We start from the raw sequence: 24,101 nt of genomic DNA, 5'->3' as shown, positions 1-24,101 counted from the left end.
TATGAAAAATCAATTGTTGCATACACCAGAGGGTGTCCGGGATATTTATAATGAAGAGTGTGAAAAAAAATTAGAGCTGCAGGATCGGCTGCATAAGGCTTTAAAACGGCACGGATACCACAGTATTCAGACACCGACCTTTGAATTTTTCGATATATTTGGAAAAGAAGTTGGAACCATTCCATCCAGCGAATTATATAAATTTTTTGACCGGGAAGGAAATACCCTTGTATTAAGACCGGATATTACACCATCTATTGCACGGTCTGCCGCAAAATATTTTATGGATGAGGATATGCCAATCCGCCTTTCTTATATGGGAAATACCTTTATCAATAACCATAGTTATCAGGGAAGATTAAAGGAATCCACCCAGCTGGGAGCAGAGTTAATCGGAGATGATACCGTAGATGCCGATGCAGAGATGATTGCCATGGCAATTGACGCATTAAAGAGCAGTGGTTTAAAGGATTTCCAGATTAGTGTGGGACATGTGGAATTCTTCCGTGGCTTAATGGAAGCGGCAGGGCTTTCCGAAGAACAGGAAGAAGTTATCCGGGAACTGATTGCTAATAAGAATTTCTTTGGCGTGGAAGAAGAGATTTCCGACTGTTCCATGAATCAGAATTTAAAAGAATTATTCGGCATGCTTGGAACCATTTATGATAATGCAGCTTCCTTTGAAGAAGCAAAGACCTATGCGGCTGATTATCCAAAGGTTTATAAAGCAATACGCAGATTGGAAGACTTAGATGCGGTGCTTAAAGTATATGACGTAGACAAATATGTGACCTATGAATTTGGTATGTTAAGCAGCTATCATTATTATACCGGAGTAATTTTTGCCGGTTATACTTATGGAAGCGGTGAACCGATTGTAAAGGGGGGCCGTTATGACAAGCTTCTTACTTATTTTGGAAAAGATGCAGCTTCCATTGGATTTGCGATAGTAGTAGACCAGTTAATGGCAGCAATTTCAAGACAGAAAATTGAGATTACCGTAAAACATGACAATCAGCTGATTGTATACAAACCGGAATATCGCAGGGAAGCAGTAAAGAAAGCCATTGCACTGAGGGCAAAGGACTGCAATGTGGAACTGATTGCCTGGGCAATGGATAAATCAAAAGCAGATTATGAAGCATATGCATTGCGAAATCAGATTGCAGAACTGACATTTATGGATGGAGAATAGAAATGGAAGATATGAGATATTTAACCTTTGCATTAGGTAAGGGAAGACTGGCAAATAAAACCTTAGAGACTTTTGAAAAAATCGGCATTACCTGTGAAGAAATGAAAGACAAGAATACCAGAAAACTTATTTTTGTCAATGAAGAATTAAAGCTTCGTTTCTTCCTTGCCAAGGGACCGGATGTACCAACTTATGTAGAATATGGTGCGGCAGATATCGGTATTGTGGGAAAAGATACAATTTTAGAGGAAGCAAGAAATATTTATGAAGTATTGGATTTGGGCTTTGGAAAATGCAGAATGTGTATCTGCGGTCCAAAAGAATCCAAAGAATTATTACAGCATCACGAACTGATCCGTGTGGCAACCAAATATCCGCGCATTGCGAAAGACTATTTTTATAATAAGAAACATCAGACTGTAGAAATTATCAAATTAAACGGTTCCATCGAACTTGCCCCGATTGTTGGACTTGCTGAGGTAATATGTGATATTGTAGAGACAGGCTCAACCTTACGTGAAAACGGACTTGAAGTATTAGAAGAAGTTTGTCCGCTTTCTGCCCGGATGGTCGTAAATCAGGTTAGTATGAAAATGGAACATGAGCGGATTACGAAATTAATTACAGATTTAAAATCGGTATTAAAGGAGGCATAAACATGCGTATTTTAGAGTTGACAGAAGAGACAAAGGGTAATATATTAGAGAATCTTTTAAAGAGAAGCCCCAACAGCTACGGCAAATTTGAAGCCAGCGTACAGGAAATCATCGAAACGGTACGTGCCAATAGAGATGCTGCATTATTTGACTATACAGCGAGATTTGATGGTGCAACGATTAATAAAGATAATATTTTAGTAACAGAAGATGAGATTAAGGAGGCTTATGATGCAGTAGATCCGAAGCTCCTTGAAGTCATCCGGAAATCTCTTGTAAATATCCGCACCTATCATGAAAAACAGCGTCAGAACAGCTGGTTTGACAGCCAGGATAAAGGTATTATCTTAGGTCAGAAGGTAACCGCATTAGCCCGTGTTGGTGTTTATGTACCGGGTGGAAAAGCCGTTTATCCTTCTTCCGTACTGATGAATATTGTTCCGGCCAAGGTTGCCGGAGTTGATGAAATTATTATGACAACACCGCCTGGAAAAGATGGTAAGGTAAATCCTTCTACCCTAGTTGCAGCAAGAGAAGCCGGTGCAGACCGCATCTATAAAGTAGGAGGCGCACAGGCAATTGCAGCTCTCGCCTTTGGTACCGAAAGCATTCCAAAAGTAGATAAAATTGTTGGCCCTGGAAATATTTATGTAGCTTTAGCGAAAAAAGCCGTATTCGGTTATGTCAGCATAGACTCCATCGCCGGACCAAGTGAGATTTTAGTATTAGCAGATGAAACAGCCAATCCAAGATATGTTGCAGCCGACCTTTTATCCCAGGCAGAGCATGATGAAATGGCTTCCGCAATTTTGATTACCACAAGCCGTGAACTGGCAGAGCGTGTTTCTGAGGAAGCAGCAAAATTTACTGCACAGCTTTCCAGAAAAGAAATCATCCAGAAATCCTTAGATAACTATGGCTATATTTTAATTGCAGATAATATGGAGGAAGCCATTGCTGCAGTAAATGAAATTGCATCCGAACATATGGAAATTGTAACAAAGAATCCGTTTGAAGTTATGACCAAGGTAAGAAATGCCGGAGCAATTTTCATCGGTGAATACAGCAGTGAACCGCTTGGAGATTATTTTGCAGGACCAAACCACGTTCTTCCAACCAATGGAACCGCAAAATTCTTCTCTGCATTATCTGTAGATGATTTCATTAAGAAATCCAGCATTATTTCCTATTCCAGGGAAGCATTAGAGGAAGTATATAAAGATATTGCCCAGTTTGCAGAGTGCGAACAGTTGACGGCACATGCAAATTCCGTTAAAGTAAGATTTGAAGACGAAAACTAAACGGAGGTTTGTTTCATGGAACAAAGACGTATTGCAGAATATACAAGAAAAACAAAAGAAACAGATATTTACCTTTCCTTTGATTTGGACGGCAGAGGGGATGCAAAGGCAGATACCGGAATTGGATTTTTCGACCATATGTTAGATGGCTTTGCAAGACATGGATTATTTGATTTAAATGTCAAAGTAACCGGAGATCTGGTGGTGGACTGTCATCATACCATTGAAGATACCGGAATCGTCCTTGGCAATGCCATTAAAAAAGCAGTCGGTGACAAAAAGGGTATCAAACGTTTTGGAAGCTGTATGCTGCCAATGGATGAGACACTGGTGCTTTGTGCGGTAGATTTATCCGGAAGACCGTATCTATCCTTTGATGCAGAATTTACCACAGACCGCGTAGGCTATATGGATACCGAAATGGTAAAAGAATTCTTTTATGCCATTTCCTATAGCGCCGGAATGAATTTACATCTTAAGGTCATTACAGGCGGAAATAACCATCATATGATTGAAGCCATGTTTAAGGCATTTGCAAAGGCATTGGATGAGGCAACCATCATTGACCCGCGTATTACCGACATATTATCAACGAAAGGCAGTTTATAGGTGAGCATATGAAACACAAGAATATAGTAGCAACCATTTATCTGAAAAACGGAGAGGCAGTAAAGAGCCCGAGTGACCTTAGTTCTGCAGGAGATTTAAAAGAACTTACCAAGCTTTATAATGACAGTGGAATTGATAAGATTTTAATCTATGACTTATCAACCGGCGATGAAGAGCATGAGAAAAATATTCATACGGTAAAAGATATTTTCCGTACTGTAGAGATTCCGATTTATGCAGGTGGAAATATCAACCGTCTGGAAGACATTAAGAAATTTATCTATGCCGGATGTAAACAGGTAGTTTTAAACGGTGCAAAATCCGTCAGCATGTCTTTGGCTGAGGAAGGTGCAAAACGATTCGGAAAAGACCGTATGATTGTTTCTGTAAAGAATATTGATTTCTTATTCAAGCACAAAGATGAACTGGATGAATATTTCCATGAAATGATTGTTCTTGATCCATCCATGATGGACGGAGTAGAAAATATTACAAATCTGCCATATGTCGTTCAGTATGATAATTATGACAAGGATGCACTGGTGGATGTATTAAACCGTGAAAATGTCAGAGGAATCTGTGGCGCTTTTATTAATGATACCAGGACAGATATCATGAAATTAAAGACAGAATTTGCAGCCAGCGGAATCCGTATGGACAATTTTGCTCCGGCATTAAAATGGAGTGATTTCAAATTGAATTCGGATGGAATGGTACCTGTTGTAGTACAGGATTACCGTACCGATGAAGTACTTATGGTAGCTTATATGAATGAAGAAGCGTTCAATACCACCATTTCCAGCGGAAAGATGACTTATTACAGCCGCAGCCGTAAGGCGTTGTGGATGAAGGGTGAGACCAGTGGTCATATCCAGTATGTGAAATCTTTAACGGCAGACTGTGACTTTGATACCATTCTTGCAAAGGTATCCCAGATTGGCGTGGCATGTCATACCGGAGCACCAAGCTGCTTTTTTAATGAAATTGTCAAGAAAGAATATGCTGAGAAAAATCCACTGCAGGTATTTGAGGATGTCTACTCCATTATTGCGGATCGTAAGATTCATCCAAAGGAAGGCTCTTATACCAACTACCTTTTCGATAAGGGAATTGATAAGATTTTAAAGAAGGTCGGCGAAGAAGCAACCGAGATTGTCATTGCCGCAAAGAATCCGGAACCGGAAGAGATTATTTATGAAATTTCAGATTTCCTTTATCATGCAATGGTATTGATGGTAGAAAAAGGCGTAACATGGGAGGATGTTACCCAGGAACTTGCCCAGAGATAATATACATAGTTCCTGCACTTTCTGCATAGATTACAGCAGAATAACAATCAGGCAATGATATGCAGAAAGGTGCGATTTATTTGGAACAGGATTATATTGCAAACAGACGGGAATATATTCTTCGTGCCAGAAATTCTTTTTCGGAATCACGGAAAGACACGGACGAGGAGTTAATAAACACAGGAAAAGCAGCCATTTGGAAAGTAAAATGGCTGCTTTGTATTTGCCTTTTTGTGGTGTTTGTTTTATGTGATAAAGGAAAGCTTCCTTTTCCGGGAACTGCCGGTGAAAAAGATACCAAATGGATGTACCGGCAATTAGAAGAAAACTATGATTATACAAAACTGCAAAAGTATGTTATGATGATTTCGGATTTTGCAAAAAATAAATAAGCGTTATTTTTTTACAAATCGGATTATGATATTTAAGAATGATTGAGGTACCAGATGAACACTTTAGCATTAAGTGATGAAATACTTTTAACAATTGATAAACCGGCCCGTTATATCGGAAACGAGCTGAATATGGTAAAGAAGAATCCGAAGGACGTTGACATCCGTTTTGCAATGTGCTTTCCGGATGTCTATGAAATCGGAATGTCTCACCTTGGCATTCAGATTTTATATGATATGTTTAATAAACGGGATGATGTATACTGCGAACGGGTTTATTCTCCGTGGCCGGATTTACACAAGATTATGAAAGAAAAAAATATTCCTTTATTTGCACTGGAAAGTCAGGAGCCGGTTAAGAATTTTGATTTCCTTGGTATTACCATCCAGTATGAGATGTGCTATACCAACATTTTACAGATTCTTGATTTATCCCAGATTGCCATGCTGTCTTCTGAGCGAAAAGAAGATGACCCGATTGTAATCGGTGGCGGTCCTTGCAGCTATAATCCGGAGCCGATTGCAGATTTCTTTGATTTGTTCTATATCGGAGAAGGCGAAATTTCTTATACGGAATTATTTACGCTGTATAAGCAGTGTAGGAAAGAAAAGGTCAGCAGAAAGGAATTCTTACGCCGCGCAGCGTCTATTCCTGGAATCTATGTGCCTTCCATGTATGAGGTGGCTTATAAAGAAGATGGAACGATTGCATCCTTTACACCAAAATATGAGGAGGTGCCGGCAACGGTAAAGAAACAGATTCAGATGGATATGTCCCATTCTGTTTACCCGGAGAAACCGGTTGTTCCTTTTATTAAAGCAACCCAGGATCGTGTGGTATTAGAGATTCAGCGTGGCTGTATCCGCGGCTGCCGTTTCTGTCAGGCAGGAATGATTTACCGTCCGGTCCGTGAAAAAGATGTAGAAGTCTTAAAACATTATGCTTATGAAATGTTAAAGAATACCGGACATGAAGAGATTTCTTTAAGTTCTTTAAGTTCCAGTGATTATTCGCAACTGGAAGAACTGGTTAATTTCCTGATTGATAACTTTAAGGATAAAGGCGTAAATATTTCTCTGCCATCTCTTCGTATCGATGCATTTTCCTTAGACGTTATGGGAAAAGTGCAGGATATCAGAAAGAGCAGCCTTACCTTTGCTCCGGAAGCCGGTTCTCAGCGTCTTCGTAATGTTATTAATAAAGGACTGACGGAAGAGGTGATTTTAAATGGTGCCGGAATGGCGTTTGAAGGCGGCTGGAATAAAGTAAAGCTTTATTTCATGCTAGGACTTCCGACCGAGACGGAAGATGATATGCGTGCCATAGCAGAACTTGCCAATAAAATTGCAGTCCGTTATTATGAGATTCCAAAGGAAGAGCGGAATGGAAAATGTCAGATTACTATCAGTACCTCTTTCTTTGTACCAAAGCCATTTACTCCATTCCAGTGGGCGAGAATGTATGATAAGGACAGCTATCTTGGCAGAGCCAAGGTGGTAAATGATGCTGTAAAAGAACAGTTAAACCGCAAGAGCATCAAGTATAACTGGCATGAAGCAGATGTTACGGTATTAGAGGGTATTCTTGCAAGAGGAGACCGCCGGATTGCCCCTGCCTTGCTTAAGGTTTATGAAAAAGGTGGTATCTTTGATGCCTGGACGGAATTTTTTGATAATAACCGCTGGGTAGAGGCTTTTGCGGAATGTGGCATCGATACCGATTTCTATACCATGCGGGAACGTCCTCTGGATGAAATTTTCCCATGGGATTTTATTGATGATGGCGTTTCGAAAAAGTTCTTAATCCGCGAATGGGAACGTGCCAGAAAAGAAGAAGTAACTCCAAACTGCCGGATGCAGTGTCAGGGTTGTGGAGCTGCTCAGTTTAAGGGAGGTGTCTGCTTTGAAAATAAGAATTAAATTTCGAAAATATGGTGTAATGAAATTTATCGGACACCTTGATATGATGCGTTATTTCCAGAAAGCAATGCGTCGTGCTGAGATTGATATTGCATATTCCGAGGGATTTTCCCCGCATCAGATTATGTCTTTTGCGGCACCGCTGGGAGTTGGAATCACCAGTGATGGAGAATATCTTGATATTGAAGTACATTCTACCAGAAGTTCAATTGAATCCGTTAAGGCTTTAAATGATACCATGGTGGAAGGTGTTGAAATCGTATCTTACCGGATGCTGCCAGAGCATGCAAAAACAGCGATGTCCATTGTTGCAGCAGCAGACTATAACGTATTTTATAAGGATAAAGGAAATTGTCCATTCACTTTGGATGAATTGAAAGGTAAAGTAAAAGCATTTTATGAAGATGCTCCGGAGATTCTGGTTACGAAAAAGACGAAAAAAAGCGAAAAAGTCATGGACTTAAAGCAGCTGGTATATGATTTTCAGGTTGAGGAAGCAGATGGCTGTCCATTCTTTTATCTTAAAGTATCTACAGGAAGCGTAGATAATGTAAAACCAGAGCTTTTGTTAGAAGCCTTTTACCGGTATCTGGAACTTCCTTATAACGAAATGCAGTTTCAGATTCATCGTGTGGACGTATATGCCCGAAAAGAAGACGGCACTCTGATTGCATTGGATGAAATGGGAGATGACATTCTTGAATAAATTTATCATTACAAGGCAGCATTATGTAGGCGACTCCTATTTTACGGCACTGTTAGATGAAAAGGACAAGTTTAGGGAAATTGCATTTCATCCGTTATCCGAAGAAAATCAAGTTGTACCGGGAATAATTTGTATTGCCAGGGTAAAAAAGATTGCCGCGAACTTAGATGCCGCTTTTGTGGACATTGCAAAGGGAGTAACCTGTTATCTGGAAACAGCACATATAAAAGATGCCTGGTTTTCGAAGCAGTGTAGAAGCGGAAAGCTGACCGAAGGGGATGAACTTGTGGTGCAGATTACCAAAGAGGCGATCAAGACCAAGTATCCCATTGCAGATACCAAGATTTCCCTTACCGGAAAATATTTTGTCCTGACAAATGAAAAACGTCCCCTTGCCATTTCTTCTAAATTAAGTGCGGATGAAAAAGAAAGGTTAAGCAGTCAGGTACAGCTTTTCGAACAGATGCGGCTTTTTGAAAAAGAAGCAGTTACCGATACAAAGCAGAATGCCGGACAGGAAGAAAAAAGAAAGCCGCATAGTCTTATCGTAAGAACCAATGCGGCAGGAGCTTCTCCTGAAGAATTGGAAACAGAATACCGGAAACTTTTATCTGACTATCAGAAGTTAGCTGCAACTTTTCATTTCCGTACCTGTTACAGCATTCTGATGCTGCCAAAGAAATTTTATGAAAATGCCATCAATCACCTTTACCAGGAAGAGCTTGGTGAAATTATTACGGATGATAAGAATATCTATGAAGAGCTTCAACAGCTTTATGCCGGAAATCCTGATATTTTATCTAAGATACGGTTCTATGAAAATGATGCCATTTCATTAGGAACCCTTTATTCCTTTGAGACGCAGATACAGCGTGCAATATCGGAACGGGTCTGGATGAAGTCTGGTGCTTATCTTATCATTCAGCCAACGGAAGCTCTGACAGTTATCGATGTAAACAGTGGAAAGAATACTTCCGGAAAAAATGCAGAAGAATATTATTATAAGATTAATTTAGAAGCTGCTGCAGAGATTTCAAGACAGCTCCGGCTTCGTAATATTTCAGGAATTGTCATTGTGGATTTCATCAATATGGCAAAAGAAGAGCAAAGAAAAGAGCTGATGCACCAGTTCCGATTATCCTTAAAAGAAGACCCGGTTCCGGTACGGCTTGTGGATATTACAAAGCTTGGCTTAGTGGAGCTGACCCGGAAGAAGGAGCGTAAGACCCTTTTGGAGCAGGTGGCTCAGCTAAGATGATAGCAGCAGCAAAAGCCACATCAAGGTATCTATCAAGATGTGCAAAGAAATATCTGAATACAATACCCGGAAAGTACCTGAAAAATAATTAAAATTATAGCGTGAAATAGTTGACGAATCGTAATTCGTGTGCTATGATACAACAGTATGCCGCACAGTGAGGTATAAGTCTATCGTAAGGATAGCACCACAACTGGCGAGTAATGATAATAGGAGGTGCCATATGTACGCAATTATAGCAACAGGTGGTAAACAGTACAAAGTATCTGAAGGCGATATCATTACCATTGAAAAGCTTGGTGTTGAGGCTGGTGAGAAAGTAACTTTCGATCAGGTTTTAGCAGTATCTGACAACGGATTAAAAGTTGGTGCAGACGCAGCTAACGCAACTGTAGAAGCTTCTGTAGTAAAAGAAGGCAGAGCTAAGAAAGTTATCGTTTACAAGTATAAGAGAAAAACCGGCTATCACAAGAAGAACGGTCATAGACAGGCGTTCACACAGGTGAAAATCGAAAAAATTAATGCGTAATCGATAGGAAATTGTTATGACAAAGATAACGATTTTTCGAAACCAGAAACAAGAGTATCTTGCTTTTTCCTGTGTCGGACATGCTGAATATGCAGATGCCGGAGAGGATATTGTATGTGCAGGAATTTCGGTTCTTGTGATTAATACAATCAATGCCCTTGGAATGTTCACAAAAGAACAGTTCAAGACCAATCAGGACGAAGAGACCGGATTGATTTCCGTATCTTTTGAGCAGCCGGCAGGACATGATGCAAAGTTACTTTTGGACACAATGGTTTTAGGCTTACAGGGAATACAAAACAATTATGGAAATGATTACATCATTTTAAACTTCAAGGAGGTGTAGAACATGTTGAATATGAACCTTCAGTTTTTTGCTCATAAAAAGGGAGTTGGTTCTACTAAGAACGGTAGAGATTCTGAATCCAAGAGATTAGGTGCAAAAAGAGCAGACGGACAGTTCGTTAAGGCTGGTAACATTTTATACAGACAGCGTGGAACAAAGATTCATCCAGGCGTTAACGTTGGTATCGGCGGAGATGATACTTTATTCGCATTAACAGACGGTGTTCTTAGATTTGAAAGAAAAGGCAGAGATAAGAAACAGGCTTCTGTTTATCCAGTAGCAACAAACGAATAAGATGCATGATAGACCCGACACGAAAGCGCCGGGTCTATTTTCACTTATAGGAAACTATATTTTAACTTGAAGTAATTTAGAAACAATTAAAGTATCATTTGATTACAGTAACTGATATTTAATCACAATCAATAATGAGGTAGAAAATTATGTTTGCCGATAGTGCAAAAATTATTATAAAATCAGGAAAAGGCGGCAACGGTCATGTGAGCTTCCGCCGTGAAAAATATGTTCCGGATGGCGGTCCGGACGGTGGCGATGGTGGAAAAGGTGGCGATATCATCTTTGAAGTAGATGACAGCATGAATACATTAAATGATTTCCGTCATAAACACAAATGGGCTGCAGAAAACGGAGAAGAAGGAAAAAAACGAAACTGCCACGGAAAAAAGGGTGAAGACCTTGTCATCCATGTTCCTGCCGGAACCATTATCCGTGATGCAGCTACCGATAAGGTAATTGCAGATATGTCCGGTGAGAATAAAAGACAGATTATTTTAACCGGTGGAAAGGGTGGACTTGGCAATCAGCATTTTGCGACCTCTTCCATGCAGGCACCGAAATATGCACAGCCGGGGCAGGAAGCATTGGAACTTGAAGTTCGACTGGAACTTAAAGTAATTGCTGACGTTGGTTTAGTCGGCTTCCCAAATGTGGGAAAATCAACTTTATTATCCAGTTCCACCAATGCAACACCAAAGATTGCAAATTATCATTTTACAACTTTAAATCCGATTCTTGGTGTCGTTGATTTAGGCGAAGGTGCCGGATTTGTCATGGCTGATATTCCGGGGCTGATTGAAGGGGCATCCGAAGGAATTGGCCTTGGACATGAATTCTTGAAGCATATAGAGCGAACCAAGGTTATCATTCATGTCGTGGATGCTGCCGGAACAGAAGGCAGAGATCCGATTGCAGATATTCATGCCATCAATCAGGAGCTGGAATCCTTTAACCCTGAATTGTTAAAGAAACCTCAGGTTATTGCAGCCAATAAAATTGATGCTATTTATGAAGGCAATAATGAAATAATTGAGAAATTAAAAGAAACCTTTGAACCATCCGGCATTAAAGTGTTTCCAATTTCTGCGGTCAGCCGTCAGGGTGTACGTGAGTTAATGTTTTATGTGAAGAGTCTTTTAGATGAAATGGACGATACACCGGTTATCTATGAACAGGAATTCTTCCCGGATTCGAGAGCATTAGAGGGTGAACCTTATACCATTGAGATTGATCAGGAAGATGGTGCTTATGTTGTAGAAGGTCCTAAGATTGATAAAATGCTGGGTTACACCAATATTGATTCTGAGAAAGGATTCCTTTTCTTCCAGAAATTCTTAAAAGAACAGGGTATCTTAAAGGAATTAGAGGCAAAGGGTATTCAGGAAGGTGATACAGTCCGTATGTATGGACTTGAATTCGATTATTATAAGGAGTAAATCATTATGGAATTAACGAGTAAGCAGCGTTCCCATTTAAGAGGAATGGCAAGTACGATAAATCCAATTTTCCAGATTGGAAAGGCATCTCTTACACCGGAAATTATTTCTGCAATAGATGATGCTATTGAAAAACGGGAATTAATCAAGATTTCTGTATTAAAAAACTGTGCAGATGATCCTCGCGAATTAGGCGAAATAATTGCAGAGCGTACGCATGCACAGGTGGTTGCGGTAACTGGTAAAAAAATCGTTCTTTACCGTAAATCAAAGAAACATCCAAAGATTGAATTGTTATAAACGAAAGCTTTTATACCTTGGAAGGGTGGTAGAAGATTGAAAAAAGTGCGTATTGGAATTATTGGCGGAACCTTTGATCCGATTCATATCGGGCATCTGATTATTGCACAGAATGCGGTAACACAATATCATTTAGACCAGATTCTTTTTATTCCAACGGGACATTCGCCTCATAAGGATGATAAAGAGATTGAACAGTCTGCCCACCGGCTGGAAATGATTCGCCTGTCGATTAAAAATAATCCGGATTTTTATTTTTCGGCCATGGAGATTAATGCAGCCCGTACCAGTTATACGTATCTGACGCTGCAGGAGCTTCATCGGACCTATCCGGACTGGGAACTCTATTTCATTATGGGAGCAGATTCCCTTGATTATCTGGATAAATGGATGGAACCGGCAGAAATTTGCCGTCTTGCAACGCTCTTAGTTGCCATCAGAGACGATTTGGATATGAACCGGATAAAGAATAAGGCTGCGGAGTTAAAGCGGCTCTATGAGGCGGATATAAGGCCGATTATCACACCAAATGTTTCCGTTTCTTCTCATAATATCCGGGAACGTGTGGCAAAAGGGGAACCGATACGTTACCTTGTCACACCGGAAGTGGAAGAATATATTGCCCACCAGTGTTTATATCAGGAGGATGAAGGCCAGACACCAATGAACGAAAGATTTAATAAGATAAAAAAAGCATTAAAAAAAGAACTGGATAAAGACCGTTATGAGCATACTTTAGGGGTTATGTATACCTCGGCCTGTCTTGCCATGGCAAATGATTATGATATGGAAAAGGCTCAGCTTGCAGGTCTGCTCCACGATTGTGCCAAGTGTATTCCAAATGAAAAAAAGTTAAAAATATGTGCAAAGAATAACATTCCGATTACACAGGTGGAAAAAGATAATCCATTTTTACTTCATGCTAAAGTCGGCGCATTTCTTGCCAGAGTATTATATGAGGTAGAGGACGAAGAGATTCTTCATGCAATTTCTGTTCATACCACCGGGGCACCGGCAATGAATACTCTGGATAAAATCGTATTTATCGCAGATTATATTGAACCAAAACGGGATAAAGCAGCAAACCTAAAGGAAATCAGAAAAACAGCCTTTGAAGATTTAGATGAAGCACTGAAAATGATTTTAAGTGATACCATTCATTATCTCAATGGCAGTAAAAATGATAAAAATATCGATCCAATGACAATTGAAACATATCATTACTATACAGGAGGTTCTCATGAATAAACAATCGAAAGAAATGGCGAAGCTTGCATATCAGGCATTATCGGAAAAGAAGGCAGAAGATATTCGTATTATTGATATCAGTGAAATATCTGTTATCGCAGATTATTTTATTATTGCCAGTGGAAGTAATGCCAACCAGTTACAGGCTATGCAGGACAACGTAGATGAACAGTTATATAAAGCCGGTTATCATGCAAAACAGATTGAAGGAAATCAGCGTTCCAGCTGGATTCTGATGGACTACAGTGATATTATCGTTCATATCTTCTCAAAAGAAGATCGTCTCTTCTACGATTTAGAGCGCATCTGGAGAGATGGAAAAGATATTGACCCGGAAGAACTTTAAGAAATATATAGTTAAGAAGTATATTATGAAAAGGTATATATAAAAAGTTATATAATAAGATGTGCATATCAGGAAGGCACTATCGTACAAACACAGTCTGTATGGTAGCGCCTTCTTTCTAAAATATACTTACTTAATAAGCCTGAAATTATTACTAAGCCAGGAAACGGAATACGCCGAATACCTTTCCGAGAATAGAACATTCTTTCACAATAATTGGATCCATGGAATCATTTTCTGGCTGCAGACGATAATAACCATCCTCCTTATAAAAGGTCTTAACCGTTGCAGAATCATCCACAAGAGCAACCACAATATCACCATTAGATGCAGTAGACTGACGCTTTACAAGAACATTATCCCCGTCAAAAATACCTGCATTAATCATACTTTCTCCCTTAACACGAAGCATAAAGCTTTCTGCATTTGGCATAAACTCTGCTGGAATAGGAAAATAGCTGGTAATATTTTCTACTGCAAGAATCGGCTGCCCTGCAGCAACACTTCCTACCATAGGAACATTAACAACCTCACGTCTGGTTAAATTAAAGCTGTCATCAATGATCTCAATTGCTCTTGGCTTCGTAGGGTCACGTCTGATATATCCATTCTTCTCAAGAGTTTCCAGATGAGAATGAACCGAAGAAGTTGATTTCAGATTAACTGCTTCACAAATTTCACGAACAGCAGGTGGGTATCCTTTATTTAAAATTTCCTGTTTAATATATTCAAGAATTTCCTTTTGTTTTGAACTGATTTTTCCGTATGCCATCTCATTACCTCCTTTTTATATTCTAAGTCTAACATATGTTCGCTGAAAAAGCAAACACATATTCCGAAAATTTGTTCGCTTTTCTTCTTGACAAACGAATGTTCCCTATATATAATGCATATATAAACAAATGTTCGCAACAGACGTTCGAAAGGAGACATAACAATGAATCGTGATAATAGAGTATATGGATACAACGAATATAAAGAATACTACGGAAGGGGAAATAGAATGGACAACAGGCGCAGATATATGGATGGAACTCAGTATACATCGAATCGTACGATGGCAATTCGTGCAAACGGAAGAAGAAACAGAGCATATGTGTGCCAGATTCAAAGATATCTTATTATTTCTTTTCTGGCAGTGTTTTTAACCATCCTTGGTGTTATTTTAGGAAGCAACCTGCTTGCTTCTTCACAGAGCAAAGCTTCCAATGAGGTAAATACCTATAAATATTATACCAGTATTGAAGTACAGAAAGGGGATACTCTCTGGACGATTGCAGAGCAATATGCAGATGATGATGCCGATTATGCATCCTATATCGAAGAAGTAAAAGAGATGAACCAGTTAACCAGTGATACCATCCATGCGGGAGAGTACCTTACTGTTTCTTATTCTTCCAGTGAATTTAAATAGGATTTCAGATATGACAGAACACAGACCGCTTTTAGATAAATTAGATACCTTTCTGGATAAATAAGATATACAAGAAGAGATTTTGTTTTAATGTTATTTTAAATATTATTTTTAATTTTATATTGACTTTTCATAGTAACCATATTAATATAGTAGGAAATTAGAAAAAGTATTATTTTCAACTACATATATCAAATTACATTATTTTAGACAAATGGAGGTTTACTATGAAAGAAATATTATGCTTTGGTGATTCAAATACTTACGGTTTAATTCCTGGCACAAAAGAGAGATATGGACGTGATACCAGATGGACAGGTCTTTTAGAACAACATTTATATGAAAAAGGTTATCGTATTATAGAAGAAGGTTTATGCGGTAGAACCACCGTCTTTGAAGATGAGCTAAGAGAGGGACGGAAGGGGGCTGCCTTACTTCCGACACTGTTAGAAAGCCACGCTCCAATTGACCGGGTTGTTCTTATGTTAGGAACGAATGACTGCAAAAGCTTATATAATGCATCAGCAGAAGTAATCGGACTTGGAATAGAACAATTATTAAAACAGATTCGGAAAATTGATTCAGATACCCGTGTTTTGTTAATTTCTCCAATCCAATTGGGAGAAGGAGTTTGGGAGCCGGAGTTTGATCCTGAATTTAATCAAAAATCTGTTGAAGTATCTAAAAAATTAAAATCCGTTTATCAAAGAATTGCCCTAAAATACAACTGTGATTTTCTTGCTGCATCTGATATTGCAGCACCAAGCAGTGCTGATAGAGAACATTTAAATGAAGAGGGACATCAGAAGCTGGCAGAAGCAGTCCTTAAAGTGATTGCAGCATAATATGCTAAGAAATTTAAAATAAAATTTATCAGAAAAGAAAGAATAGTTGTCGAATTTTCGGAATGTGGTATAATAGCTATGTATTATTTTACGCATAGTACAAGATTAAAATATCAAGGAGTTAGAAAATGTTACGTTTTATATATGTTATTATAATGAATCTTTTTCGAGCCCCATATATTATACCGAAAATGAGAAAGTGGGCAGATCATCCGGAAAAATATTCGGAAGAGGAACGATATAAACTGGTTCGTCATGTCATTTATTTAATGAAGCGTTCCGGTAAAATCAAGACTGTAGCCTATGGCGAAGAAAATCTTCCAAAAGAAGGTGGATATGTTATGTATCCGAATCATCAGGGTAAATATGATGCTCTTGGTATCATAAGCACTCATAAGGAACCATGTTCCCTTGTTATGGACGAAGCAAAATCCCATACCATTCTGGTAAGTGAATTTGTTGACTTACTTCAGGGTAAGCGTTTAATAAAAGATAATGTCCGTCAGGCTTTGAAAATTATTACCGAAGTTTCAGAAGATGTAAAGAACGGAAAGAAATACATTCTTTTTCCGGAAGGTGGTTACGAATTCAATAACCGTAATCGTGTCTGTGATTTCAAAGCGGGTAGTTTTAAATCTGCAATAAAAGCACATGTACCAATTGTACCAATTGCGCTGATTGATTCCTACAAAGTCTTTAACAGTTTTTATCTGTGGCCAATTACTACACAGGTTCATTATTTGGAGCCGATTTATTACGAAGAGTATAAAGATATGAAATCCAAAGAAATTGCCGAATTAGTAAAACAGCGGATTCAGGATAAGATATCAAGTATTTTATAAGATTCCTTTTATTATCTTATATTAAAACAGTTTCCCTTCTGGTGATTATAAATATATTTTTACTTTTATAATACTGGAAGGGAAACTGTTTTTCTTATAAAATATTAATTATAATATAATGATAAGAATGCTTATTTTTATTCATCCCGCAAATGAATATATTTTGGAGCAGTTCTTCGACGTTCATCCTCTAAGGCCGCATAATGCTTTTTCGTGGTATTTACATCTTTATGGCCTAAGACATCAGCCACCAGGTAAATATCGCCTGTTTCGCGATATAGTGACGTTCCATAGGTACTTCTTAATTTATGCGGTGTAATATTCTTCATGGTAGTAATTAATTTTGAGTATTTTTTTACCAGATTTTCTACTGCCCGGACACCGATTCGTTTCTTCTGCAGGGAAAGGAAGAGGGCATGGGTGCTTCCTTCCACAGCTTCAATGGTATTTCTTTCTTCCAGATAATTCAAAAGAGCAGTGCGAACCTCATCACCGAAGTATACAACGACTTCTGCACCACCTTTTCGATGTACTTTGATTCCGTTGTTACGAAAGTCTACATCTGTGATATCAAGTCCCACACATTCAGAAACACGGATTCCTGTTCCTAAAAGCAATGTCATAATTGCAAGGTCACGACATTTGGTTTGTTCATGGAACTTTTGTTGATGTTCGGTTAATTTTTCTCCTGATTCAACCTCATCTAACAGCATAGCAACTTCATCTACATCAAGTCTCGTTATGGTTTTTTCGTGTTTTTTTGGCATCCGGACAAGCTGTGCAGGATTTTTTGTTATCATTTCTTTACAGAAATAGTAATTATAAAAGCTTCGTAAGCTTGCCAGTTTACGTGAAATGCCTCTTTCATCATTGGTATGCGCAACACCATCTTTTTCATAAACCCTTAAATAATCAAGATATTCCTCAATATCCATAGGCGAAATCTGGTCTAACAAATCGATGGTGAATTCATTTACCGGCTTTTTCGCACAAATGGGATTATTCTGATGTATAAAATCAAAAAATATACCTAAATCATATGCATAAGCCAATAGGGTCCGGGACGAAACAGACGCTTTCATTCCGATAAAAAACTCTCGGCAGAAGGGGGGCAGCTCCTTCTGAAGTTCACGTAACTTTAATTCATTTTTTGTATTTACTGATTCATAATATGCCTTTTCATTCATTGGATAATTGCCTCCAGTCTGGAATATTCCCATTTAAAATTGCTGTAAATAAACGGTTCTTTACACCAGGATGATCTTTATTAAGCTGTTGTAATAAATCCTTGGCATACTGACGCTTTGTTTTTCCATCAAATGTACATGGATTTTTAACAACAGGAAGATTGTAATGATTTTTAAAACCAATAACATCGACTTCCGGAACATACATCAGTGGCCGGATAACATCGAGATTGCTACGGTCGAGATGTGTAACAGGAGGAAATGTATAAAATCTTCCCTCGAACATAAGAGAAAGTAACATAGTTTCTATGATATCATCTTTATGATGAGCATAAGCAACCTTATTGCACCCAAGTTCTATGATAGCCTGATTTAATGCTCCTTTTCGAAGCTTGGCGCAAAGGGAGCAGGGGCTATTCTTTTTGTTCTGCTCTTTTATAATTGCCCCAATCTGTGTTGGAATAATATGATATGGCACATCCAGCTTCTGACACAATGCTTTGATTTCTGTTAAATCAAAATCCGGATATCCCAAATCAACTGTTATGGCAGTAAGTGAGTAGTACACCGGATAAAATCTGCGTAGACCAGCCAGGGCATATAGCAGCGTAAGACTGTCTTTTCCTCCGGAAATACCAACCGCAATAGAATCATTTTCTTTAATCATCTGAAAATCATCAATTGCCTTTCTGGTATAACTATATAATTTTTGAAGTTTCATGAATAGCCTCCAAGTTTTGTGTTTTACGAATACATTATACATGAAAACTACTGGAAAATCTATGTCTTTACATATATAATAGGATAAGAATATGTAATGAAAGGAATTTTAGAAGAATGAAATTCGTAATACAGCGTGTTACACATGCCAAAGTTGAAGTTGAACAGAAAATTATTGGTTCCATTCAGAATGGCTACCTGGTATTAATCGGAATTGCTGAGGATGATAATGAAGAAATTGCAGATAAATTAGTTAAAAAGCTATTGGGATTAAGGATTTTTGCAGATGAGAATGGCAAGACAAATTTAAGTCTAAAGGATGTAAATGGATCCCTCTTGTTAGTTTCACAATTTACATTATATGCAGATTGCCGTAAGGGAAATCGACCGTCCTTTGTAAATGCAGGTAATCCAGAAAAAGCTAACGAATTATATGAATATATCATTGGAAAATGTCGTGACGAAGTTCCGGACGTACAAACTGGTTCCTTTGGAGCAGATATGAAGATAACTTTGCTGAATGACGGTCCATTTACAATTATATTAGATTCAAAAGACTTGATGTAAAATCTGCTTTGTGCGTTAATATGGTATATATAGGGTGTGAGTTATCTATTCGCAAAACACAGCTTTTACGAATAATTGCTGCCATTTTAAGCCGGTCAGCGCCGACGCACGCATAAATGCCTTTGACCTATGCAGGCATTCCCTTATGGTTGTTTCAGAGCTTTTTATCCCCCTTTGGCAGTTCTGCTTTATAGCAAATGAGGGAAAAATATGAATGAAAAATAAAAAGTGCATGAACTCTAAAGTTTCTTTTGAAATACTTTAAAAGTTCATGCGCTTTTTGGTTTTTATTTCATAAGATATAATGCACGATACTGTAAAATCATTTCTACACATTTATCAATGCCAAGAGCGCTGCTGTCTAAGGTCAGATGATAGCTTCTTGAGTCGCCCCATTTCTTGCTGGTATAGTAATTGTAGTAGCTGGCACGCTGTTTGTCCTTTTTCTGAATTGCATCCTTTGCTTTGGATTCATTTACCTGCAATTCCGCAGCTACACGTTTTGTCCGGAATTCCTTGTCAGCATGAATAAATACATTGATGCAGTTTGGATTTTCTGCCAGTGCATAGTCGGCGCAGCGACCAACAATGACACAGGATTCTTTTTCAGCAATTTTCTTAATGGTTTCAAACTGTGCTAAAAATACTTTGTGATTTAACGGCATATCTAAAAACGGTGCGGATGAATAGCCATTTATGGAATATGTATCCATAACTAAAGAATATAAGAAACTGTTCGTTGGCTTTTCGTCCTGATTTTCAAAAATTTCACGGCAGAAACCGCTTTCTTTTGCAGCTTCCTGTAAAAGCTCTTTATCATAAAACTTTATGCCGAGACGATCTGCAACTTTCTTGCCAATTTCTCTTCCGCCACTTCCAAATTCACGTCCGATGGTTATAACAACATTATTTCCCATAGTAATCACCTCTTTATGCAAAATATATAACTTGATAAATGAATTATAACATATTTAGTGCACTATTCCTAGTTTTTTCTGAAAATAAATAGAATTTTTTAAAATTGAAAACAGCCAAACACTAAATATTACCGAAAATAATACCGGAGAAAGCATAAAAAATTGAAGAAGAATCCTGAATTAATTCTTCCTCAATTTATTTAAAAGATCTTCAAAATATTCCGGAATCGGTGCTTTAAACTCAACATATTCTCCGGTTGCCGGATGCACAAATCCAATGATATAAGCATGAAGGGTCTGTCCTTGCAGATGATATGGATTCTTCAGACTGCCATATACGGTATCGCCCAGTAAGGGATGACCAATACTTGCCATGTGAACACGAATCTGATGGGTACGTCCCGTTTCCAGTTTGAATTCCATATAAGTTGCATCTTTTAGACGCTCTATAACACGGTAATGGGTAATTGCGGTTTTCCCATTTCGTTCATTAATTGCCATTTTCTTACGGTCTTTTGGATGACGTCCGATTGCGCCTTCAATGGTGCCGGAATCTTCTTTTACAATGCCTTTTACAATGCCACGATACAGCCGGTTAACGGAATGCACTTTAATCTGTTCTGCAATCAGACGATGGCTCTGGTCATTTTTGCATATAATCAGTGAACCGGTGGTATCCTTATCAATTCGATGAACGATGCCTGGCCGGATTTCACCATTGATTCCGGAAAGATTTTCCCTGCAATGGTACATGATTGCATTTACAAGCGTTCCGCTGTAATGTCCGGGACATGGATGTACAACCATATCTTTGGGTTTATTAACGATAATTACATCATCATCTTCATACAAGATGTCTAATGGAATAGCTTCTGGTAAAATGGTTGTCTTTACCGCATCTGGTATGGTCACAGAAACCATATCTTCTATATGCATCCGATAATTTGCTTTTGATTGTGGCACATCATTGACCAATACCAGCCCGTCTTTTATCAGCTTCTGAAAGAAACTTCTGGACTGTTCCGGGTAGATAGCAGCCAGAAACTTATCCAGACGTTCCTCTTCATATTCATCTGTAACTTCAAAAGTTTCCTTATGCATAAAAGAAATTTCCCCCTACTCTTCCGCTTTTTTGTTCTTCATAAATGGGAAAATCTGACCTAATTCCTCTTCCTTATAATAAAACAGCATCAGCAGAATAAAGAGAATACATGCTACTACCACATAAATATCTGCAACATTAAAAATTGGGAAATTAATTAGCTTAAAATAAAAGAAATCAATGACATACTGGTGTACAACACGGTCAATCATATTTCCAATAGCACCGGCAACAATCAGTACAGCAACAATGCGGATTGGTGTAAATCTTTTCGTCAGTGGAATATTATGATAAAGAATTATCACTATTACAAGGAAAATCAATGTCCCAATCACAAAAAAAGTTTTCTTTCCCTGCATAATACCAAAGGCTGCCCCCTGATTTTCAAGATACTGCAATTCAAAAACGTTCTTAATAATTGGAATTGCAGCCTGTCCTTTGAGATGAAGCACGGCTAAATATTTTGCTATCTGGTCGAGAAAAAGCAATACTGCTGTACTCAATATAGTAATTATATACATGATTTTCTTATTCATAAATCTATCGCCTTTCGTCTTTTTTATGAAACATACTGCCGGAAGTGGATTTTCATCATTAATCAAACATACTGCCGGAAACGGATTTTCATCTTACTTTTCTTTGTGGTGCCAATTTCCCCATCAAAAATGAATTTTCCGGTGCCCCGGATGGAAATCACATCTTTTTGTTTACATAAGTATGTGTTATGTAAACACTCTGCACCATTGATAAAAATTTTACCGGATTGTATCAGCACAACCGACTGGCTTCTTGATTTTCCACTCATGGCAGCTATCACACTATCTAAGCGATTCGATGCCACAATTTTTTCGAATTCTTTTAATTCTGGCTCCACTGCCATAGCTGATGGTTCTTCTAAAACACAATGTACTATAGTATGACATACCTGTTGAAGTTCCTCGGCTATGTAATCGGCAATTTCCCTTTTTACAAAAAGGTAAGCATTATTATCCTTTATCAGAATGTCTCCCAGCTTCTCTCTTGCAATGCCAAGATTCATCAATGCTCCCAATACATCACGGTGGGAAATTGTATCTGCAAATTTCGGATAAGCCGGTGCGATTTCAATACATTTAATTGGATAACTCCATTCATAATAAAGAGCATCAGGAAGAAAAGCTGCTATCTGACGCTCTGCATAAAAACAGCCGCCCGATAATTCATAGGTAATTCCCAATGATCCGGCGCAGCTATTTAAGATATTCTGTTCATTCAGGGTAAGAAAATCGCTGAAACAGACAATCCCCTTGCGTTGTGCCTGCTGGAACAAGTCCAGGAAGCGTTTTTTTATTAATTGTTCATCCTGCATCATAGCTATATCACATCATATATTTTGATTGTAATACTATTAACGAAAATCTGTCTGAATGGATGAACCGGAGAAGCTGTCTAAAATCTCCTGGAAGTCACCTGAAATATCAACAGATTCCGGTGTAATAATAAAGATATAATTGGATATCTTCTGCAAATTCCCATTGATTGCATAACAGGAACCAGAGGTAAAGTCAATAATTCTCTGGGCAATCTCAACATCCAGACCCTCTACATTCAATACAACGGTACGGTTCATAAGAAGAGTCTCCGTAATCTCTCTTGCATCCTCAAAAGAGGTTGGCTTAATCACACAGACTGCCATATTACCATTCTGCTTCCGGCTGCTGCGCATTGGAGTAATCTTGCTGACTGCCTTTGGTTTCTCCTTTACAACAGGCTCATCGAAATCGTCATCCTCTTCCTCATGCTTATGGAAAAGCTTTTTCTTTGGCTTTTCTTCTTCCTCATCATCATAATAATCGTCATCATAGAAATCATCATCGTCATCATCTGAGTTCAAACGCATAACATCCATAAATTTATCAAAAAGACCCATTGTTCATTCTCCTAACTACTTATTTATTATAATTTCTTTCGCCAAAAATTCCGGTACCGACACGAACCATTGTAGCACCTTCCTCAATGGCAACCATATAATCTCCTGTCATACCCATGGACAGGACATTCATAGATACATTATCAATGTTTTTTGCGGCTATGTCAACAGATAATTGGCGGATATTCCGAAAATATTGACGGTTATCTTCTGGATTTTCTACAAACGGAGCAATAGTCATAAGTCCTTTTATCCGTACATTTTCAAGCTGTGCAATCTGTTCTACCAGTGCAATGGCATCCTCTGCATGAATACCAAATTTGCTACTTTCTTCAGCAATATTGACTTCCACGAGAATTGGAACTGTGATATTTTTCTTCTTTGCCTGAATATTAATTTCTTCAGCGAGACGATAAGAATCTACAGAATGAATCAGGCAGACCTTATCAACGATATATTTCACTTTATTTCTCTGTAAATGACCAATCATATGCCATTTGATATCCTGTGGAAGCTCATCATATTTTTCTACCAGCTCCTGCACTTTATTTTCCCCAAAGTCACGGATGTTTTCATCGTAAATTTCCTGCAGCATTGGTACCGGCTTGGTCTTGCTGACAGCAATCAATGTTACATCTTCCGGATTCCTTCCGGACTTTTCACATGCCTTTAAAATATTTTCCTGCACTTCTTTTAAGTTTTCTTTCAGCATTTTATACACCTCTTAATCTCATGATATCATTTTATGATAATGTTACTTTTTTAACAAT

29 protein-coding genes and 1 pseudogene are annotated in these 24,101 nt (G+C 38.3%); 21 read left to right on the top strand and 9 right to left on the bottom strand.

The annotated features are described in order from the left end of the window. Position 1 precedes the first annotated feature (1 nt). The 17 genes and pseudogenes from hisZ to rsfS all read left to right on the top strand — a co-directional run bounded on the left by hisZ (position 2) and on the right by rsfS (position 13,828). Complete coding sequence (gene hisZ, locus DWV68_RS03385; RefSeq protein ID WP_118665040.1) at positions 2–1,195, top strand: ATP phosphoribosyltransferase regulatory subunit; 1,194 nt, start codon at positions 2–4, stop codon at positions 1,193–1,195. Between the two features lie 2 nt (positions 1,196–1,197). Continuing rightward, complete coding sequence (gene hisG, locus DWV68_RS03380) at positions 1,198–1,851, top strand: ATP phosphoribosyltransferase (protein WP_022243846.1); 654 nt, start codon at positions 1,198–1,200, stop codon at positions 1,849–1,851. Between the two features lie 2 nt (positions 1,852–1,853). Beyond that, on the top strand, positions 1,854–3,152 hold the full coding sequence (hisD, locus tag DWV68_RS03375) for a histidinol dehydrogenase (RefSeq protein ID WP_118665038.1): 1,299 nt from the start codon (positions 1,854–1,856) through the stop codon (positions 3,150–3,152). 15 nt (positions 3,153–3,167) lie between these two features. Further along, positions 3,168–3,761, top strand: a complete 594-nt coding sequence (hisB, locus tag DWV68_RS03370) for an imidazoleglycerol-phosphate dehydratase HisB (protein ID WP_117946965.1) — start codon at positions 3,168–3,170, stop codon at positions 3,759–3,761. Positions 3,762–3,769: 8 nt separating this feature from the next. After that, the gene (hisIE, locus tag DWV68_RS03365) at positions 3,770–5,050 is read left to right on the top strand and encodes a bifunctional phosphoribosyl-AMP cyclohydrolase/phosphoribosyl-ATP diphosphatase HisIE (protein WP_117841069.1); all 1,281 of its coding nucleotides are present in this window, start codon (positions 3,770–3,772) and stop codon (positions 5,048–5,050) included. A gap of 59 nt (positions 5,051–5,109) precedes the next feature. After that, on the top strand, positions 5,110–5,442 hold the full coding sequence (locus DWV68_RS03360) for a hypothetical protein (RefSeq protein ID WP_022243842.1): 333 nt from the start codon (positions 5,110–5,112) through the stop codon (positions 5,440–5,442). Positions 5,443–5,496: 54 nt separating this feature from the next. Further along, on the top strand, positions 5,497–7,362 hold the full coding sequence (locus tag DWV68_RS03355) for a TIGR03960 family B12-binding radical SAM protein (protein ID WP_118057473.1): 1,866 nt from the start codon (positions 5,497–5,499) through the stop codon (positions 7,360–7,362). After that, positions 7,346–8,068, top strand: coding sequence for a TIGR03936 family radical SAM-associated protein (locus DWV68_RS03350; protein WP_117698623.1), 723 nt, complete (start codon positions 7,346–7,348; stop codon positions 8,066–8,068). Before DWV68_RS03355 ends, DWV68_RS03350 begins: the two co-directional genes overlap by 17 nt. Continuing rightward, positions 8,061–9,326, top strand: coding sequence for a ribonuclease E/G (locus DWV68_RS03345; RefSeq protein ID WP_158561848.1), 1,266 nt, complete (start codon positions 8,061–8,063; stop codon positions 9,324–9,326). Before DWV68_RS03350 ends, DWV68_RS03345 begins: the two co-directional genes overlap by 8 nt. Before the next feature lie 223 nt (positions 9,327–9,549). Next, positions 9,550–9,855 (top strand): 50S ribosomal protein L21, encoded by a 306-nt coding sequence (gene rplU / locus DWV68_RS03340; protein ID WP_022243838.1) that lies wholly within the window; start codon positions 9,550–9,552, stop codon positions 9,853–9,855. Positions 9,856–9,871: 16 nt separating this feature from the next. Next, positions 9,872–10,201, top strand: coding sequence for a ribosomal-processing cysteine protease Prp (locus tag DWV68_RS03335; protein WP_022243837.1), 330 nt, complete (start codon positions 9,872–9,874; stop codon positions 10,199–10,201). Between the two features lie 3 nt (positions 10,202–10,204). Then, on the top strand, positions 10,205–10,495 hold the full coding sequence (gene rpmA / locus DWV68_RS03330; protein WP_022243836.1) for a 50S ribosomal protein L27: 291 nt from the start codon (positions 10,205–10,207) through the stop codon (positions 10,493–10,495). Between the two features lie 149 nt (positions 10,496–10,644). Continuing rightward, positions 10,645–11,934, top strand: coding sequence for a GTPase ObgE (gene obgE, locus DWV68_RS03325; RefSeq protein ID WP_118057471.1), 1,290 nt, complete (start codon positions 10,645–10,647; stop codon positions 11,932–11,934). Positions 11,935–11,940: 6 nt separating this feature from the next. Continuing rightward, positions 11,941–12,234, top strand: a complete 294-nt coding sequence (gene yhbY, locus DWV68_RS03320; protein WP_117946962.1) for a ribosome assembly RNA-binding protein YhbY — start codon at positions 11,941–11,943, stop codon at positions 12,232–12,234. Positions 12,235–12,279: 45 nt separating this feature from the next. Beyond that, positions 12,280–12,867, top strand: a pseudogene (nadD, locus tag DWV68_RS15040) (nicotinate-nucleotide adenylyltransferase); the annotation flags it as partial. A gap of 30 nt (positions 12,868–12,897) precedes the next feature. Next, positions 12,898–13,482 carry a bis(5'-nucleosyl)-tetraphosphatase (symmetrical) YqeK gene (gene yqeK, locus DWV68_RS15035; RefSeq protein WP_242988782.1) on the top strand — a complete coding sequence of 195 codons (585 nt, stop codon included), beginning with the start codon at positions 12,898–12,900 and terminating at the stop codon, positions 13,480–13,482. After that, positions 13,475–13,828 carry a ribosome silencing factor gene (gene rsfS, locus DWV68_RS03310; RefSeq protein ID WP_118057469.1) on the top strand — a complete coding sequence of 118 codons (354 nt, stop codon included), beginning with the start codon at positions 13,475–13,477 and terminating at the stop codon, positions 13,826–13,828. The genes yqeK and rsfS overlap by 8 nt, the downstream gene beginning before the upstream one ends. A gap of 154 nt (positions 13,829–13,982) precedes the next feature. Here the strand turns inward: rsfS and lexA are convergent, their stop codons facing one another. After that, positions 13,983–14,600 carry a transcriptional repressor LexA gene (gene lexA, locus DWV68_RS03305; RefSeq protein ID WP_022243831.1) on the bottom strand — a complete coding sequence of 206 codons (618 nt, stop codon included), beginning with the start codon at positions 14,598–14,600 and terminating at the stop codon, positions 13,983–13,985. A gap of 165 nt (positions 14,601–14,765) precedes the next feature. Between lexA and yneA the strand changes: the two genes are divergently transcribed. From yneA to DWV68_RS03290, 3 genes are all read left to right on the top strand, one after another. Then, the gene (yneA, locus tag DWV68_RS03300; RefSeq protein ID WP_118057468.1) at positions 14,766–15,242 is read left to right on the top strand and encodes a cell division suppressor protein YneA; all 477 of its coding nucleotides are present in this window, start codon (positions 14,766–14,768) and stop codon (positions 15,240–15,242) included. Between the two features lie 227 nt (positions 15,243–15,469). Further along, positions 15,470–16,087, top strand: a complete 618-nt coding sequence (locus tag DWV68_RS03295) for an SGNH/GDSL hydrolase family protein (protein ID WP_118057467.1) — start codon at positions 15,470–15,472, stop codon at positions 16,085–16,087. 128 nt (positions 16,088–16,215) lie between these two features. After that, on the top strand, positions 16,216–16,929 hold the full coding sequence (locus tag DWV68_RS03290) for a lysophospholipid acyltransferase family protein (RefSeq protein ID WP_118057466.1): 714 nt from the start codon (positions 16,216–16,218) through the stop codon (positions 16,927–16,929). A 137-nt stretch (positions 16,930–17,066) separates the two neighbouring features. On the opposite strand, the gene DWV68_RS03285 is transcribed toward DWV68_RS03290, so the two are convergent. Further along, the gene (locus tag DWV68_RS03285; RefSeq protein WP_118665036.1) at positions 17,067–18,116 is read right to left on the bottom strand and encodes a tyrosine-type recombinase/integrase; all 1,050 of its coding nucleotides are present in this window, start codon (positions 18,114–18,116) and stop codon (positions 17,067–17,069) included. Continuing rightward, a complete protein-coding gene (locus DWV68_RS03280) occupies positions 18,109–18,837 on the bottom strand; it encodes a tRNA lysidine(34) synthetase (protein WP_118057464.1) in 729 nt (242 codons plus the stop codon). Before DWV68_RS03280 ends, DWV68_RS03285 begins: the two co-directional genes overlap by 8 nt. A 116-nt stretch (positions 18,838–18,953) precedes the next feature. On the opposite strand from DWV68_RS03280, the gene dtd reads away from it, so the two are divergent. Beyond that, positions 18,954–19,403, top strand: coding sequence for a D-aminoacyl-tRNA deacylase (dtd, locus tag DWV68_RS03275; RefSeq protein WP_117699216.1), 450 nt, complete (start codon positions 18,954–18,956; stop codon positions 19,401–19,403). A gap of 287 nt (positions 19,404–19,690) precedes the next feature. Here the strand turns inward: dtd and DWV68_RS03270 are convergent, their stop codons facing one another. The 6 genes from DWV68_RS03270 to DWV68_RS03245 form a co-directional block, all read right to left on the bottom strand. Next, on the bottom strand, positions 19,691–20,320 hold the full coding sequence (locus DWV68_RS03270) for a cytidylate kinase-like family protein (protein ID WP_022243824.1): 630 nt from the start codon (positions 20,318–20,320) through the stop codon (positions 19,691–19,693). A 180-nt stretch (positions 20,321–20,500) separates the two neighbouring features. Next, positions 20,501–21,421 carry an RluA family pseudouridine synthase gene (locus tag DWV68_RS03265; RefSeq protein WP_118057459.1) on the bottom strand — a complete coding sequence of 307 codons (921 nt, stop codon included), beginning with the start codon at positions 21,419–21,421 and terminating at the stop codon, positions 20,501–20,503. Positions 21,422–21,436: 15 nt separating this feature from the next. Next, positions 21,437–21,958, bottom strand: a complete 522-nt coding sequence (lspA, locus tag DWV68_RS03260) for a signal peptidase II (RefSeq protein ID WP_118057458.1) — start codon at positions 21,956–21,958, stop codon at positions 21,437–21,439. 62 nt (positions 21,959–22,020) lie between these two features. Then, positions 22,021–22,773 carry a YlmH family RNA-binding protein gene (locus DWV68_RS03255; RefSeq protein WP_118057457.1) on the bottom strand — a complete coding sequence of 251 codons (753 nt, stop codon included), beginning with the start codon at positions 22,771–22,773 and terminating at the stop codon, positions 22,021–22,023. Positions 22,774–22,809: 36 nt separating this feature from the next. Then, on the bottom strand, positions 22,810–23,331 hold the full coding sequence (locus DWV68_RS03250; RefSeq protein ID WP_117699220.1) for a cell division protein SepF: 522 nt from the start codon (positions 23,329–23,331) through the stop codon (positions 22,810–22,812). A 19-nt stretch (positions 23,332–23,350) separates the two neighbouring features. Continuing rightward, positions 23,351–24,043 (bottom strand): YggS family pyridoxal phosphate-dependent enzyme, encoded by a 693-nt coding sequence (locus tag DWV68_RS03245; protein ID WP_117841055.1) that lies wholly within the window; start codon positions 24,041–24,043, stop codon positions 23,351–23,353. Between the last annotated feature and the right edge of the window lie 58 nt (positions 24,044–24,101).

Source organism: Roseburia sp. AF12-17LB, from assembly GCF_003479605.1.
GTDB classification, from domain to species: domain Bacteria; phylum Bacillota; class Clostridia; order Lachnospirales; family Lachnospiraceae; genus Roseburia_C; species Roseburia_C amylophila.
This window is presented reverse-complemented; position numbering and strand designations above follow the sequence as displayed.

Excerpts from the sequence above, each read along its gene's own strand:
- hisZ (WP_118665040.1), top strand. The coding sequence starts at position 2 with ATGAAAAATCAATTGTTGCATACACCAGAGGGTGTCCGGGATATTTAT.
- hisG (WP_022243846.1), top strand. The coding sequence starts at position 1,198 with ATGGAAGATATGAGATATTTAACCTTTGCATTAGGTAAGGGAAGACTG.
- hisD (WP_118665038.1), top strand. The coding sequence starts at position 1,854 with ATGCGTATTTTAGAGTTGACAGAAGAGACAAAGGGTAATATATTAGAG.
- hisB (WP_117946965.1), top strand. The coding sequence starts at position 3,168 with ATGGAACAAAGACGTATTGCAGAATATACAAGAAAAACAAAAGAAACA.
- hisIE (WP_117841069.1), top strand. The coding sequence starts at position 3,770 with ATGAAACACAAGAATATAGTAGCAACCATTTATCTGAAAAACGGAGAG.
- DWV68_RS03360 (WP_022243842.1), top strand. The coding sequence starts at position 5,110 with ATGCAGAAAGGTGCGATTTATTTGGAACAGGATTATATTGCAAACAGA.
- DWV68_RS03355 (WP_118057473.1), top strand. The coding sequence starts at position 5,497 with ATGAACACTTTAGCATTAAGTGATGAAATACTTTTAACAATTGATAAA.
- rplU (WP_022243838.1), top strand. The coding sequence starts at position 9,550 with ATGTACGCAATTATAGCAACAGGTGGTAAACAGTACAAAGTATCTGAA.
- DWV68_RS03335 (WP_022243837.1), top strand. The coding sequence starts at position 9,872 with ATGACAAAGATAACGATTTTTCGAAACCAGAAACAAGAGTATCTTGCT.
- rpmA (WP_022243836.1), top strand. The coding sequence starts at position 10,205 with ATGTTGAATATGAACCTTCAGTTTTTTGCTCATAAAAAGGGAGTTGGT.
- obgE (WP_118057471.1), top strand. The coding sequence starts at position 10,645 with ATGTTTGCCGATAGTGCAAAAATTATTATAAAATCAGGAAAAGGCGGC.
- yhbY (WP_117946962.1), top strand. The coding sequence starts at position 11,941 with ATGGAATTAACGAGTAAGCAGCGTTCCCATTTAAGAGGAATGGCAAGT.
- yqeK (WP_242988782.1), top strand. The coding sequence starts at position 12,898 with ATGAACGAAAGATTTAATAAGATAAAAAAAGCATTAAAAAAAGAACTG.
- rsfS (WP_118057469.1), top strand. The coding sequence starts at position 13,475 with ATGAATAAACAATCGAAAGAAATGGCGAAGCTTGCATATCAGGCATTA.
- lexA (WP_022243831.1), bottom strand. The coding sequence starts at position 14,600 with ATGGCATACGGAAAAATCAGTTCAAAACAAAAGGAAATTCTTGAATAT.
- yneA (WP_118057468.1), top strand. The coding sequence starts at position 14,766 with ATGAATCGTGATAATAGAGTATATGGATACAACGAATATAAAGAATAC.
- DWV68_RS03295 (WP_118057467.1), top strand. The coding sequence starts at position 15,470 with ATGAAAGAAATATTATGCTTTGGTGATTCAAATACTTACGGTTTAATT.
- DWV68_RS03290 (WP_118057466.1), top strand. The coding sequence starts at position 16,216 with ATGTTACGTTTTATATATGTTATTATAATGAATCTTTTTCGAGCCCCA.
- DWV68_RS03285 (WP_118665036.1), bottom strand. The coding sequence starts at position 18,116 with ATGAATGAAAAGGCATATTATGAATCAGTAAATACAAAAAATGAATTA.
- DWV68_RS03280 (WP_118057464.1), bottom strand. The coding sequence starts at position 18,837 with ATGAAACTTCAAAAATTATATAGTTATACCAGAAAGGCAATTGATGAT.
- dtd (WP_117699216.1), top strand. The coding sequence starts at position 18,954 with ATGAAATTCGTAATACAGCGTGTTACACATGCCAAAGTTGAAGTTGAA.
- DWV68_RS03270 (WP_022243824.1), bottom strand. The coding sequence starts at position 20,320 with ATGGGAAATAATGTTGTTATAACCATCGGACGTGAATTTGGAAGTGGC.
- DWV68_RS03265 (WP_118057459.1), bottom strand. The coding sequence starts at position 21,421 with ATGCATAAGGAAACTTTTGAAGTTACAGATGAATATGAAGAGGAACGT.
- lspA (WP_118057458.1), bottom strand. The coding sequence starts at position 21,958 with ATGAATAAGAAAATCATGTATATAATTACTATATTGAGTACAGCAGTA.
- DWV68_RS03255 (WP_118057457.1), bottom strand. The coding sequence starts at position 22,773 with ATGATGCAGGATGAACAATTAATAAAAAAACGCTTCCTGGACTTGTTC.
- DWV68_RS03250 (WP_117699220.1), bottom strand. The coding sequence starts at position 23,331 with ATGGGTCTTTTTGATAAATTTATGGATGTTATGCGTTTGAACTCAGAT.
- DWV68_RS03245 (WP_117841055.1), bottom strand. The coding sequence starts at position 24,043 with ATGCTGAAAGAAAACTTAAAAGAAGTGCAGGAAAATATTTTAAAGGCA.